This window comes from Streptomyces sp. NPDC086077, from assembly GCF_040686175.1.
Lineage (GTDB): Bacteria > Actinomycetota > Actinomycetes > Streptomycetales > Streptomycetaceae > Streptomyces.
Genome location: NZ_JBFBJT010000170.1, coordinates 1 through 13,673, shown reverse-complemented (window position 1 = coordinate 13,673; position 13,673 = coordinate 1). Strand labels below are relative to the sequence as shown.

The window sequence follows — 13,673 nt, the reverse complement described above, 5'->3', positions numbered from 1 at the left end:
TGCTTGCCGCCCCGGACCGGGTGCGGATGGGCGGAGACCAGCTCACCGAGGAAGGCGTTCAGCCGGCCCGTCGGGACGCGCGTCTCCCAGCCCGCCAGGGCCGTCTCGATCGCCGGGACCAGCTTCTCCATGTGCCGGCCGGTGTGCGCCGAGACATTGACCCGGGGTGCCCAGGCGACCTGGCCCATCTCGGTCTCGATCTCCCGCTCCAGGTAGTAGCGGCGCTCCTCGTCGAGGGTGTCCCACTTGTTGTAGGCGATGACGATCGCGCGCCCCGCCTCCACGGCCATGGTGACGATCCGCTGGTCCTGCACCGAGATGGAGTCGGCGCCGTCGATCAGCACGACGGCCACCTCGGCCTTCTCCACGGCGGCGGCGGTGCGCAGCGAGGCGTAGTAGTCGGCGCCCTGCTGAAGGTGCACCCGCTTGCGGATGCCCGCCGTGTCGACGAACTTCCAGGTCTTGCCGCCGAGTTCGATCAGCTCGTCGACCGGGTCACGGGTGGTGCCGGCGAGTTCGTTGACGACGACGCGCTCCTCGCCCGCCACCTTGTTCAGCAGCGAGGACTTGCCGACGTTGGGACGGCCGATCAGAGCGACGCGGCGCGGGCCGCCGACTCCGGCCCCGCCGAAGCTCTGGCGCGGTGCCTCCGGCAGCGCCTCCAGGACCGCGTCCAGCATGTCGCCGGTGCCGCGGCCGTGCAGCGCCGACACGGGGTGCGGCTCGCCGAGGCCGAGGGACCACAGGTACGACGCGTCGGCCTCGCCGCTCGGGCCGTCCACCTTGTTCGCGCACAGGACGACGGGCTTGCCGGCCTTGCGCAGCAGTCGTACGACCGCCTCGTCGGTGTCGGTGGCGCCCACCTTGGCGTCGACGACGAAGACGACCGCGTCGGCCGCCTCGATGGCGAACTCGGCCTGCGCCGCCACGGAGGCGTCGATGCCGAAGACGTCCTGCTCCCAGCCGCCGGTGTCGACGACCTTGAAGCGGCGGCCCGCCCACTCGGCCTCGTAGGTGACACGGTCACGGGTGACGCCCGGCTTGTCCTCGACGACTGCCTCGCGGCGGCCGATGATGCGGTTCACCAGGGTCGACTTGCCGACGTTCGGGCGGCCCACGACGGCGAGGACGGGCAGCGGTCCGTGCCCGGCCGCCTCGATGGCGCCCTCGACCTCCTCCAGGTCGAAGCCCTCTTCGGCGGCGAGCTCCATGAACTCCGCGTACTCGGCGTCGCCGAGCGCCCCGTGATCGTGCTCGAACGCGTCCGAGCCGTCGGGCTGGATCTGGTCGTTCATGAAGTCCGTACCTCGTCGTTCATCGTGGTGATCGGTGGAGCACCCGGTTCAGGGTGATCCACTACTCAGTGTCGCCCAGCGCCCGGCCGGGCGCCTGACGTTTTCCGGCCCGTCCCCGGGCCTCAGGACCGGCTCCCGGGGGCGGACAGCCGGCCGGTGAGCCGTCTGGCCAGCTCCAGGTGCTCGGTGAGCTGCTTCTGGATGCGCTCGGTCGCCTCGTCCAGCGCCGTGCGCGTACGCCGTCCGCTGCCGTCGCCCGCCTCGAACGGTTCGCCGAAGACGACGTCGATCCGCTGCCGCAGCGGAGGCAGCGCCTTGACCAGCCGTCCCCGCCGCTGCGAGCTTCCCAGTACGGCGACCGGGACGACGGGGGCGCCGCTGCGCACGGCGAAGTAGGCGAGCCCGGCGCGCAGCGAGGCGAAGTCGCCCTCGCCCCGGGTGCCCTCCGGGAATATCCCCAGCACCCCACCGGCCGACAGCACGTCCAGCGCCCGGGTGATCGCCGTGCGGTCGGCGCTCTGCCGGTCCACCTTGACCTGGCCGATCCTGGTCAGGAACGGGTCGAGCGGGCCGACGAACGCCTCTTTCTTGATCAGGAAGTGCACCGGCCGGGGCGCGACGCCCATCACCATCGGGCCGTCGACGTTGTGGGAGTGGTTGACGGCGAGGATCACCGGGCCACTCGCCGGCACCTTCCAGGCACCGAGCACCCGGGGCCGCCACAGCGCGTGCATCAGCGCGAGGCCGATGCGCCGGCCGACCTCCGCGCCCCGCAGGGACGGTGCCTCGGTCACTTCGCCGCCCGCTTCTCCTCGACGAGGCCCACGACGCGCTCGATGACCTGCTGCAGCGTGAGGTCGGTGGTGTCCACCTCGACCGCGTCGCCGGCCTTGGCGAGGGGCGAGGTCTTCCGGCTGGAGTCGGCGGCGTCCCGCTTGATGAGCGCCTCGCGGGTGGCGTGCACGTCCGCGTTCTTCAGCTCGCCGCTGCGCCGGGCGGCACGGGCCTCCGCGGAGGCGGTGAGGAAGATCTTCAGGTCGGCGTCCGGCAGCACCGTCGTACCGATGTCGCGGCCCTCGACGACGATGCCCCGCTCCGCGTCGGTCGCGATCGTGCGCTGCAGCTCGGTGATCCGGGCGCGCACCTCGGGCACCGCGCTGACCGCGCTGACCTCGGAGGTGACCTCCTGGGTGCGGATCGGGCCGGCGACGTCCACTCCGTCGACCGTGATCGTCGGGTTGGCCGGGTCGGTGCCGGAGACGATGTCCGGCTTGCCGGCCACGGCGGCGATCTCCGACGGGTCGGCGACGTCGATGCCGTTGGTCACCATCCACCAGGTGATCGCCCGGTACTGGGCACCGGTGTCCAGGTAGCTCAGGCCGAGCCGCGCGGCCACCGCCTTCGACGTGCTGGACTTGCCCGTGCCGGAGGGGCCGTCGATGGCGACAATCACTGCCGGGACGCTTTCCACTGTGGGGACCTTCCTGGGCCGGGGTGGCGATCTGGGGGCGAGACGGTGCCCCGCACAAGGTTACTGGGTGCGGGTCACTCGTCCGGCCCACCTGCCCGGCGACGGGCGGGCGCCCTACTGGCGGATCGCCCAGCCCCGCTCCCGCAGTGCCGCCGTCAGGACGGGCACCGCCCTCGGCTCCACCAACAGCTGCACGAGACCGGCCTGCTGTCCCGTGGCGTGCTCGATCCGGACGTCCTCGATGTTGACCCCGGCCTGCCCCGCGTCCGCGAAGATACGGGCCAGCTGGCCCGGCTGGTCGTCGATGAGCACCGCGACGACCTCGTACACGCGCGGCGCGGACCCGTGCTTGCCGGGAACGCGGACCTGCCCGGCGTTGCCCCGCCGCAGCACGTCCTCGATGCCGTCGGTCCCTTCACGCCGCTTGGCCTCGTCGGAGGACTGCAGGGCGCGCAGCGCCCGGACGGTCTCGTCGATGTCGGCGGCGACGTCGCCGAGCAGGTCGGCGACCGGGCCGGGGTTCGCGGAGAGGATGTCGATCCACATGCGCGGGTCGGAGGCGGCGATCCTGGTCACGTCCCGGATGCCCTGGCCGCACAGCCGCACGGCCGCCTCCTCGGCGTTCTCCAGACGGGCGGCGACCATGCTGGAGACCAGGTGGGGCATGTGCGAGACCAGCGCGACGGCCCGGTCGTGGGCGTCGGCGTCCATGACGACCGGCACGGCGCGGCAGTGCGAGACCAGCTCCAGGGCGAGGTTCAGCACCTCGGTGTCGGTGTCCCTCGTGGGGGTGAGCACCCAGGGGCGGCCCTCGAAGAGATCACCGGTCGCGGCCAGCGGGCCGGACTTCTCCCGGCCGGACATGGGGTGCGTGCCGAGGTACCGGGTCAGGTCCAGCCCGAGTGCCTCCAGGTCACGGCGTGGGCCGCCCTTGACGCTGGCCACGTCGAGGTAGCCGCGCGCGAGGCCGCGCCGCATGGCGTCGGCGAGCACCGCGGCGACGTGCGCGGGCGGGGCGGCGACGATCGCGAGGTCGACGGGCCCCTGGGGCGCCTCCTCCGTGCCGGCGCCGAGCGCGGCCGCCGTGCGGGCCTGCTCGGGGTCGTGGTCGGCGAGGTGGACGACCACGCCGCGCTGGGCGAGGGCCAGGGCGGCGGAGGTGCCGATCAGCCCGGTGCCGATGACGAGTGCGGTTCTCACTGGGCGATGTCCTTGCGCAGGGCGGCGGCGGCGCCGAGGTAGACGTGCTGCACGGCGTTGCGCGGCCTGTCGGACTCGATGTGCGCCAGCACCCGGACTACGCGGGGCATCGCACCCTCGATGTCGAGTTCCTGGGCGCAGATCAGCGGCACGTCGAGGATGCCGAGCTTGCGTGCCGCGGCGGCCGGGAAGTCGCTGTGCAGATCGGGCGTGGCCGTGAACCAGATGCTGATCAGGTCGTCGGCGGTCAGCCCGTTCCGCTCCAGGACTGCGGTGAGCAGGGCACCGACCTGCTCGTCCATGTGGCCGGCCTCGTCCCGTTCGAGTTGGACGGCGCCCCGGACCGCTCGTACCGCCACGGCTGCTCCTTGCTGGTGTGACATCGGCTCTCCGTCCGTCCAGCCTAGTCAGCCCGCCACGGGCGGGTGCGGGGCGCTCGCCCGCTGAGACGGCGAACGGGAGACGGGCCGGCGACCTCAGTGGTCCCAGAGCGCGCCGAGCGTCACCAGTTCGCTCTGGTACTCGATCCGGTCCGCCCACTCCGCCGGCCAGGCCTCGGCGCCGAGGTGGGCGCCCGCGAAGGCCCCGGCGAGGCACGCGATCGAGTCGGAGTCGCCCGAGGTGCACGCGGCCCGGCGCAGGGCTGTCAGCGGCTCGTCCACGAACTGCAGGAAGCACAGCAGTCCGGTGGCCAGCGCCTCCTCGGCGATCCAGCCCTGCCCCGTGGCGAGGCAGGGGTCGTTCTCCCGGGAGAACGAGCGCACGGCGTCCCGCAGCCGGTCGAGCACGCCCAGGCACTCGTCCCATCCGCGCGCGATGAACCCCTCCGCGGAGGCGTCCTGCGCCCGCGTCCACAGATCGCCCAGCCACCGCTCGTGGTACCGGTCGCGGTTCTCGCAGGCGTACGACCGCAGCAGCCCGACCAGTCCGGTCGGCTCGGTGCCCTGCGCGAGCAGCCGTACGGCGTGCGCGGTGAGGTCGGAGGCGGCCAGCGCCGTCGGGTGCCCGTGGGTGAGGGCGGCCTGCAACTGGGCGGCGCCCGCGCGCTGTTCGTCGCTCAGTCCGGGGACAAGGCCGATCGGTGCGACGCGCATGTTGGCACCGCAGCCCTTGGAGTGGATCTGGCTGGCGTCCTGCCAGGCCCGGTCCGGCTGCTCCAGCAGGTCACAGGCCCGGAGGCAGGTGTTGCCGGGGGCCCGGTTGTTCTCCGGGGAGCGGTTCCAGGCGATGAACTCCTGCCGCACGGGCCCGGCCAGTTCGGCGGGCCCGAGCACTCCGCGGTCCGTCGCCGTGCGCAGCCCGCGCGCCAGTGCCAGCGTCATCTGGGTGTCGTCGGTGACGAAGGCGGGTGTGGGCAGTTCCATCCGTTGCCAGGGACCGAACTTGGCGAGGATCGACGGCACGTCGTTGAACTCGGTCGGGAAGCCGAGTGCGTCCCCGAGGGCGAGGCCGAGCAGGGAACCGGTGGCGGCGCGCTTGCGGACGGTGGTGGAGGTCATGCGGGGCGTCCTTCCCGGGACGGGCGGAGGAGGGGCGGGTGCAGTGCGGCGGCGCCGCCCGCGCGGTAGAGGGCGGCGGGTTTGCCGCGGCCACCGGTCAGGCGCGCGGCGCCGGGGACCTGCTCGACGAAGCCGGGGGTGGCGAGCACCTTGCGCCGGAAGTTGGGCCGGTCGAGCGGGGTGCCCCACACGGCCTCGTAGACCTGCTGCAACTCGCCGAGGGTGAACTCGGGCGGGCAGAAGGCGGTGGCGAGGCCGGTGTACTCGAACCTGGCGCCGACCCGGTCGTGCGCGTCGGCCAGGATCCGGTCGTGGTCGAAGGCCAGCGGCCGGGCCGTGCCGTACGGCACCCAGCGGGCCTGCGCCGCGTCGCCGCCGCCGAGCGGCTCGGGAAGGTCGGGCAGCAGCGCGGTGAAGGCGATCGACACGACCCGCATACGGGGGTCACGGTCCGGCTCGCTGTAGGTCCGCAACTGCTCCAGACGCAGGCCGGAGACGTCGGACAGGCCGGTCTCCTCGGCGAGTTCGCGCCGGGCGGCCGTCTCGGCGGACTCGTCCGGCAGCACGAAGCCGCCGGGCAGGGCCCAGCGGCCGGCGTACGGCTCCTGCCCGCGCTCGACGAGCAGCACATGCAGCGCGCCGGCGCGGATGGTGAGGACGGCCAGGTCGACGGTGACCGCGAAGGGTTCGTACGCGTACTTGTCGTAGCCCCGCATTCCAGCACCACCCCCTTAATAGTCGTATTGACTATAAAGGGGGTGGCCGTCCCTCACAAGACGGCCGCCCCTCGCAAGGGGGCCGCCTACAGATCCACTTCCTGCATCAGCATGCCCACCTCGGTGTTGCTCAGCCGCCGCAGCCAGCCCGACTTCTGGTCGCCCAGCGTGATCGGGCCGAAGGCGACGCGCACCAGCTTGTCGACCGGGAAGCCGGCCTCGGCGAGCATGCGGCGCACGATGTGCTTGCGGCCCTCGTGCAGGGTGACCTCGACGAGGTAGTTCTTGCCGGTCTGCTCGACGACCCGGAAGTGGTCCGCGCGCGCGTAGCCGTCCTCCAGCTGGATGCCGTCCTTGAGCCTCTTGCCCAGGTCGCGCGGGATCGGGCCGACGATGTGCGCGAGGTAGGTCTTCTTCACGCCGTACTTGGGGTGGGTCAGCCGGTGGGCCAGCTCGCCGTGGTTGGTGAGCAGGATGACGCCTTCGGTCTCGGTGTCGAGCCGCCCGACGTGGAAGAGCCGCGTCTCCCGGTTGGTGACGTAGTCGCCGAGGCACTGGCGCCCCTCGGGGTCCTCCATCGTCGAGACGACGCCGGCGGGCTTGTTCAGCGAGAAGAACTGGTACGACTGGGTCGCGACGGTCAGGCCGTCGACCTTGACCTCGTCCTTCTCCGGGTCGACGCGCTTGCCCTGCTCCAGCACGATCTCGCCGTTGACCTCGACCCGGGCCTGCTCGATCAGCTCCTCGCAGGCGCGCCGGGAGCCGTAGCCGGCACGCGCGAGCACCTTCTGGAGCCGCTCGCCCTCCTGCTCGGCGCCGGGGAAGGTCTTGGGCGGCTTGACGCCCTCCTTGCCCGCGTACCGCTCCCGGTTGCGCTCCTCGGTGCGCGTCTCGTACTCACGCGAGCGCGCGGGGGCCGTACGGCCGCCGTCCTGCTGGGGCCGCTTCGGGCCACCCTTGGCGCCACCGCGGGCCGCGCCGCCGCGTCCCGCCTTGGGGCCGTCCTTGGTCGCCCCGGGCCCCACGTCGTAGCGGCGCTCCTCGGGACGGGGCTTGCGGGGGCGGCCCTGCCCCTGCTGGTCCCGGTTGTCACCGGCACCGCGGTAGTTGCCGCGTCCGCCGGTCCCGCCACTCTTGCCACTGCCGCTGCTTCGCATCAAAGTTCCGTCGTCTTGTCGTCTGCGTCCTCGGAATCCGGAGCGTCCGGATCGAACGACGGCACGCCTTCCTGCGTCTCGGCCTCGATCGCCTCCGCCTCGGGGAGGAAGGGCGCGAGCTCCGGGAGCTCGTCCAGGCCGCGCAGGCCCATCCGCTCCAGGAAGTAGTTCGTCGTCGTGTACAGGATCGCACCTGTTTCGGGTTCCGTGCCCTCCTCCTGGACGAGACCGCGCTGGAGCAGGGTGCGCATGACGCCGTCGCAGTTCACTCCGCGCACCACGGAGACGCGGCTACGGCTGACCGGCTGGCGGTACGCGACCACCGCGAGCGTCTCCAGCGCCGCCTGCGTGAGCCGGGCGGTCTGGCCCTCCAAAGCGAGCCGCTCGACCGCCGGCGCGTACTCGGGCCGGGTGTAGAAGCGCCAGCCGCCCGCGACGAGCCGCAGCTCGAAGCCGCGTCCCTGCGCCGTGTACTCGTCGGCCAGCTCGCGCAGCGCACGGGCGACGTGCCGCTTGGGCCGGTCCAGTATCTTCGCGAGATGCTCCACGGTCGCGGGCTCGTCCACGACCATGAGCACGGCCTCCAGCGCGGGCCGCAGCTCCAGATCGGCGACGGCGCGCAGCCCGGCCGGCAGCTCGGTGGTCTCCTCGCTCACGCGTTCTCCTCCTGCTCCTTGGGCTGTTCGGCCCGCTCGGCCTGCTCGGGCGGCGCGGGCTGCGCGGGCGGCCGGTCGAACTCGTCGGTCACCATCGGAGCGGCGTCCTGCTCGCCGCCGGTCCAGCGCACCAGCAGCTCACCGAGGGCGGTCTCCTGCTCCAGCGCCACCGCCTTCTCGCGGTACAGCTCCAGCAACGCCAGGAACCTCGCCACGACGGTGAGGGTGTCGTCGGTGTCCTCGACCAGCGAGCGGAAGCTGGCCTCGCCGAGTTCCTTCAGCCGCGCGACGACGATCCCGGCCTGCTCCTGCACGCTCACCAGCGGCGCGTGGATGTGGTCGACGTACACCTGCGGCCTGGGCTTCGGCTGCATCGCCTTGACCGCGAGCTTCGCGAACCCCTCCGGGCCGATGCTGATGACGACCTCGGGGAGCAGCTCGGCGTGCTGCGGTTCGAGGCCGACGGTACGGGGGAAGCGGCGGGCCTCCTCGTCGAGGCGGTTGTTGAAGATGTCGGCGACGTGCTTGTACGCGCGGTACTGCAGCAGCCGTGCGAACAGCAGGTCGCGGGCCTCCAGCAATGCCAGGTCGGCCTCGTCCTCCACCTCGGCGGCGGGCAGCAGCCGCGCGGCCTTCAGATCGAGCAGGGTGGCGGCGACGACCAGGAACTCGGTCGTCTCGTCCAGGTCCCACTCCGGCCCCATGGCCCGGATGTGCGCCATGAACTCGTCGGTCACCTTGGACAGGGCGACCTCGGTGACGTCGAGCTTGTGCCTGGAGATCAGCTGGAGCAGCAGGTCGAAGGGACCCTCGAAGTTCGCCAGCCGCACTTTGAAGCCGCCGGTCTCGCCCTCGACGGGCTCCACGGATCGGGTGGGCTCCGCGGTTGTCGGGGTTTCCGCGGGAGCGGGGAGTCCCGGCTCGGGTTCCGGCGCGAAGGCTTCCGCGACGTCGACGGCTTCCGCGACGTCGACGGCTTCGGGGACGTCGACCGACTCGGGGACGTCGACGACCTCGGGCTTCGCCTCGGGGGGCGGTGCCACTCTCGGGACCGGCGCCTCGGCAGGCGCCGCCGGAGCCCCTGGCCCCCTCCCGAGGGCACGCCGGCGGCCGGCCGGGCCGGAGGGCGGGACGGGGGAGCCGTTCGAGGTCATAGCCTCCGCAGGCTACCGCTACCGCCCACGAAGCCGTCGTACGAGGATGCTGGCGTCCCCGCGGGTCTCCAGGTCGGCCAGCACCACGGCGACCGCCTCGCGCACGATGCGCCCCCGGTCGACGGCGAGCCCGTGCTCACCCCGGAGCACGAGGCGCGCGTGCTCCAGATCCATCAGCTCCTCGGCGGACACGTACACCGTGATCTTCTCGTCGTGCCGCTCACGCCCGCTGGGCCGCCGTGCGGCCGCCCGGCCGCGCTTGTTGCGGGGCGCGGACGCGGCAGAACCTTCCTGCGCCGCCGGCTGCCCCTGACGCCGCGAGGAGCGCTCCGCGCCCCGGCTGCGTGACTCGGCGTCGGCCGGCTCCGCGTCGGCCGCGACATGCTCCGCGCCGTCCCCGTCGCCGCCCTGTACGGGCACCGCCTGCGGCGCGTCCTCCGCGCCGGCCGCCGCGTCGCCCTCCCCCGCGGGGGGCGGCACCCTGGCCTCGCCGTTTGCGTTGCGCCGGGGAGTGGATGCCTGGAGCGCCATTCCCCCTGTCGTTCGGAACAGTTCGTCGGCCCCCGGCAGACTCACTCGGCGTGACACCGGGCGAGCACCTCCCTGGCGAGCTGGCGATAGGCGGCGGCCCCGACGGAGTTGGACGCGTAGGTGGTGATCGGCTCGCCCGCGACCGTGGTCTCCGGGAAGCGGACCGTCCGCCCGATGACGGTGTGGTAGACGTGGTCGTCGAATGCCTCGACGACCCGCGCGAGCACCTCGCGGCTGTGCACCGTGCGTGAGTCGTACATCGTGGCGAGGATCCCGTCGAGCTCCAGCTCCGGGTTGAGCCGCTCCTGGACCTTCTCGATGGTCTCGGTCAGCAGCGCCACACCGCGCAGGGCGAAGAACTCGCACTCCAGCGGCACGATCACCTTGTGAGCGGCCGTCAAGGCGTTCACCGTGAGCAGGCCGAGCGAGGGCTGACAGTCGATCACGATGTAGTCGTAGTCGGGCAGCAGCGGCTTCAGGGCGCGCTGGAGCGTCGACTCGCGGGCCACCTCGGAGACGAGCTGCACCTCGGCCGCCGACAGGTCGATGTTGCTGGGCAGCAGGTCCATGTTGGGGACCGCCGTCTTCAGCAGCACCTCGTCGGCCGCCATGCCCCGCTCCATGAGCAGGTTGTAGACGGTGAGGTCGAGTTCCATCGGGTTGACGCCGAGGCCGACCGACAGCGCGCCCTGCGGGTCGAAGTCGACGAGCAGCACCCGGCGCCCGTACTCCGCGAGCGCGGCACCCAGGTTGATGGTCGACGTCGTCTTGCCCACGCCGCCCTTCTGGTTGCACATCGCGATGATCTTCGCGGGGCCGTGATCGGTCAACGGTCCCGGGATCGGGAAGTACGGCAGCGGGCGACCGGTCGGGCCGATGCGCTCACGGCGCTGGCGGGCAGCGTCGGGCGCGAGCGTGGCCGCGTACTCGGGGTCGGGCTCGTACTCGGCGTCGGGGTCGTAGAAGTGCCCCTCGGGCAGTTCGTCGTAGTCGGCGAAGTGGTTGTGGGGCGCGCCACTTCCGTCGCCGGCCATGGCGTTCACGTGATGGCCATCCATGCTCTGGTGTGCTGAACGAGTCACGCCTGACGTCTGGTGACTCTGGTGGGCTGCGAAGGTGCGCACCGCGACGGAGCCGACAGCCTCGAACCCCGCGGGAGCCTGGCCCCGCGCAGGGCTTCCTGGTTGACCACCCCCGGGAGAAAATGTCGACTCATTCACAAGTCGTCTTACCTCCTTGGTGACCAGGAAACTTCTAGACAGGTCAGCGTGGCACCATGCCGACGGTTGGCGACTCTATGGCGTGTCGGCGGTCCGCAGCAACACAATCCGCCGGACCCGGCAGGATGTGTCGGCAATGAAACATCCCTCTGTCAAGGGCGTACGGCCGTCGCACGGCAGGTTTCACCGGTGTACGAATCGGCTCAAGGGTTACGTTCGAGGCGAGTTGACCGAGAGTCGCAAAGTGACCATACACACACCCGGCCGGACCTTGTCGGGCAAGGTCCGGCCGGGTGCGGACGGTTGACGAACCGTGTTGACGTATCGCCTTTTCGCTTGCGATGACTTGGGCCCGGCGGTCAGCCGAGCAGCGCCTCCAGCTCCACGTGGTCCAGCCCGTGCGCCTCGGCGACCTCGCGGTAAACGACCTTGCCGTCATGCGTGTTGAGGCCCTTGGCCAGCGCGGCGTCACGGCGCAGCGCCTCGACCCAGCCACGGTTGGCCAGCTCCACGATGTACGGGAGCGTGGCGTTGGTGAGGGCGTTGGTGGAGGTGTTCGGCACCGCGCCCGGCATGTTGGCGACGCAGTAGAAGACCGACTGGTGGACCGGGAAGGTCGGCTCGGCGTGCGTGGTCGGACGGGAGTCCTCGAAGCAGCCGCCCTGGTCGATCGCGATGTCGACAAGGACACTTCCCGGCTTCATCCGGGAGACGAGCTCGTTGGTGACGAGCTTCGGGGCCTTGGCGCCGGGGATGAGCACCGCGCCGATGACGAGGTCGGCGTCGAGGACGGCCTTCTCCAGCTCGAAGGAGTTGGACATGATGGCCTTGACCTTGGTGCCGAAGATCCGGTCGGCCTCGCGCAGCTTGTTGATGTCGCGGTCCAGCAGGGTCACCTCGAAGCCCATGCCGACGGCGATCTGGGTGGCGTTCCAGCCGGAGACACCGCCGCCGATGACGACGGCCTTGGCGGGGGTCACACCGGGGACGCCGCCCGGCAGCACACCGCGGCCGCCGGCCGCGCGCATCAGGTGGTAGGCGCCGACCTGCGGGGCGAGCCGGCCCGCGACCTCGGACATCGGGGCGAGCAGCGGCAGCGCGCGGCTCGGCAGCTCGACCGTCTCGTAGGCGATGGCGGTGGTGCCGGACTCCAGCAGCGCGTCCGTGCACTCCTTGGACGCGGCCAGGTGCAGGTAGGTGAAGAGCGTCTGGTCCTTGCGGAGCCGGTGGTACTCCTCGGCGATGGGCTCCTTGACCTTCAGCAGCAGGTCGGCGGAGGCCCACACCTCGTCGGCCGTCTCCAGGATCTGCGCCCCGGCGGTCACGTACTCGGCGTCCGTGATCGAGGAGCCGAGACCGGCGCTGCGCTCGATGACGACCTGGTGGCCGTGGCGCACCAGCTCGTGCACGCCGGCGGGGGTGATGGCCACCCGGAACTCGTTGTTCTTGACCTCGCGGGGGATGCCGACCTTCACGTCGATCACGGTCCTTGGCTCAGAGGGGGTGTTTTGCTCGACATACCCGGATGTTCAGGGCACACCGGGAGACACCGCAGGAGAACGTGCGGCAGAGCCAGTTTAATGAAGGTGTTCCCGCTGTCTAGCCTTTCATTGCATCAATCTTCTCCGGATGGACTGCGGATTTCGCAGGCGTTAGCGGGGTGTTCCATGGCTGGGTCTGGCGTTTCGCCCTCCTGGATCTCCTTCCCCAGCATGCGCTCGGCGGCGCTGCGGTGCAGCAGGGCGGCCGCGGGATCGCCCAGACGCTCCAGGGTGTCGGCCAGCCTCAGGTGCAGCGCGGCCTGCAGCCGCGCGTCCTCCGCGCGCCGTGCCCACTCGACCGCCTCCTGACAGGTACGCAGCGACTCCTCGGGCCGCCCCGCGTACTCCTGGACCCGTGCGAGCTCGCTCAACGCACGGGCGTGGGCGGCCACATCGCCCAGCTTGCGGTACCCGGCGATGGCCGCCTTCCAGTTGCGCTGCGCCTCGCCGTAGCGGCCCGCGTAGGTGTGCGCCGTCGCGATCCGGCCGTACAGCCGGGCGGCCTCCTCGCGCTCCCCTCGGGCCAGGCGCTCGGCCAGGGCCCGGCCGAACCAGTCGGCGGCCCGGTCGTGATCACCGAGTTCCTGGTGCGCGCCCCCTACGGATTCCATCGCGCGACCCGTCGCGTACGGATCGTTCGCCCGGCGTCCGGCGTCCAGCGCGGCCCGGTACCGGACCAGCGCGTCGGCCGTCCGGCCGGTCCTGGCGTCCAGATCGCCCAGATTCAGCAGCGCCGCCGCCTGCTCCCGGGGCAGGTCCCGGCGCTCTGCCACGTCGAGCACCAGCCGGTGGATGCCGTACAGGTCGGCAGCCGCTGCCTGCATCCCGAAATGGGCCACCATCGCCCGCACCAGCTGGGACATCAGCCGCCGCGCCAGCGTGTCCAGCTCCCCGTCGGCGACGGCGAGCCGGGCCGAGGCGAGCAGTGCCGGGCGGCGCAGGCGCAGCCAGTCCGCGGCCGCCCGCGGAGTGGGGAAGCGCAAGGCACGCGGGGTGCCGGCCAGCTTGTCCCGGGCCTGCGGGTTGTCCGTCTCGGTGATCGCCCGGCAGGACTGCAGCAGCCGTACCGTCCGCTCCAGCATCCGCGCGCGGGCCAGCTGGAGCTCGGCGGGGCGGTCGTCCGTCTCGGTGACGGCGCGCAGCAGTGGGTGCAGACACCCGGGCACCTCGTACTCCGGCAGCGGCGAGTCGATCCTGCGCAGCAGGCCGAAGCCGGCGAAGTCGTCCAGGGTG

Annotated in this window: 14 protein-coding genes; all 14 read right to left on the bottom strand. The window is 71.9% G+C overall.

The window, feature by feature from the left end; genetic code table 11:
- Positions 1-1,295 (bottom strand): ribosome biogenesis GTPase Der (gene der / locus AB0O67_RS32240; RefSeq protein ID WP_365457886.1); only part of this gene is annotated, 1,295 nt, incomplete at its 3' end.
- Positions 1,296-1,417: 122 nt separating this feature from the next.
- Positions 1,418-2,089 carry a lysophospholipid acyltransferase family protein gene (locus AB0O67_RS32235; protein ID WP_365457883.1) on the bottom strand — a complete coding sequence of 224 codons (672 nt, stop codon included), beginning with the start codon at positions 2,087-2,089 and terminating at the stop codon, positions 1,418-1,420.
- The gene (gene cmk, locus AB0O67_RS32230) at positions 2,086-2,766 is read right to left on the bottom strand and encodes a (d)CMP kinase (RefSeq protein WP_365457880.1); all 681 of its coding nucleotides are present in this window, start codon (positions 2,764-2,766) and stop codon (positions 2,086-2,088) included. The genes AB0O67_RS32235 and cmk overlap by 4 nt, the downstream gene beginning before the upstream one ends.
- 114 nt (positions 2,767-2,880) lie before the next feature.
- Positions 2,881-3,966 (bottom strand): prephenate dehydrogenase, encoded by a 1,086-nt coding sequence (locus tag AB0O67_RS32225; protein ID WP_365457877.1) that lies wholly within the window; start codon positions 3,964-3,966, stop codon positions 2,881-2,883.
- Positions 3,963-4,325, bottom strand: coding sequence for a chorismate mutase (gene aroH, locus AB0O67_RS32220; protein ID WP_365457874.1), 363 nt, complete (start codon positions 4,323-4,325; stop codon positions 3,963-3,965). Before aroH ends, AB0O67_RS32225 begins: the two co-directional genes overlap by 4 nt.
- A gap of 117 nt (positions 4,326-4,442) precedes the next feature.
- Complete coding sequence (locus AB0O67_RS32215) at positions 4,443-5,465, bottom strand: ADP-ribosylglycohydrolase family protein (RefSeq protein WP_365457871.1); 1,023 nt, start codon at positions 5,463-5,465, stop codon at positions 4,443-4,445.
- Positions 5,462-6,181 (bottom strand): NUDIX domain-containing protein, encoded by a 720-nt coding sequence (locus tag AB0O67_RS32210; RefSeq protein ID WP_365457868.1) that lies wholly within the window; start codon positions 6,179-6,181, stop codon positions 5,462-5,464. Before AB0O67_RS32210 ends, AB0O67_RS32215 begins: the two co-directional genes overlap by 4 nt.
- A gap of 86 nt (positions 6,182-6,267) precedes the next feature.
- Positions 6,268-7,338, bottom strand: a complete 1,071-nt coding sequence (locus AB0O67_RS32205; RefSeq protein ID WP_365457865.1) for a pseudouridine synthase — start codon at positions 7,336-7,338, stop codon at positions 6,268-6,270.
- Positions 7,338-7,994, bottom strand: a complete 657-nt coding sequence (gene scpB / locus AB0O67_RS32200) for an SMC-Scp complex subunit ScpB (protein ID WP_365457862.1) — start codon at positions 7,992-7,994, stop codon at positions 7,338-7,340. Before scpB ends, AB0O67_RS32205 begins: the two co-directional genes overlap by 1 nt.
- Complete coding sequence (locus AB0O67_RS32195) at positions 7,991-9,148, bottom strand: segregation/condensation protein A (RefSeq protein WP_365457859.1); 1,158 nt, start codon at positions 9,146-9,148, stop codon at positions 7,991-7,993. The genes scpB and AB0O67_RS32195 overlap by 4 nt, the downstream gene beginning before the upstream one ends.
- Before the next feature lie 18 nt (positions 9,149-9,166).
- Complete coding sequence (locus tag AB0O67_RS32190) at positions 9,167-9,736, bottom strand: hypothetical protein (protein WP_365457856.1); 570 nt, start codon at positions 9,734-9,736, stop codon at positions 9,167-9,169.
- On the bottom strand, positions 9,721-10,899 hold the full coding sequence (locus tag AB0O67_RS32185; protein WP_365457853.1) for a ParA family protein: 1,179 nt from the start codon (positions 10,897-10,899) through the stop codon (positions 9,721-9,723). The genes AB0O67_RS32190 and AB0O67_RS32185 overlap by 16 nt, the downstream gene beginning before the upstream one ends.
- Before the next feature lie 359 nt (positions 10,900-11,258).
- Positions 11,259-12,383, bottom strand: coding sequence for an alanine dehydrogenase (gene ald / locus AB0O67_RS32180; RefSeq protein ID WP_365457850.1), 1,125 nt, complete (start codon positions 12,381-12,383; stop codon positions 11,259-11,261).
- Between the two features lie 131 nt (positions 12,384-12,514).
- Positions 12,515-13,673, bottom strand: a 1,159-nt coding sequence (locus tag AB0O67_RS32175; RefSeq protein WP_365457847.1) for a tetratricopeptide repeat protein, incomplete at its 5' end; no start/stop codon positions are given.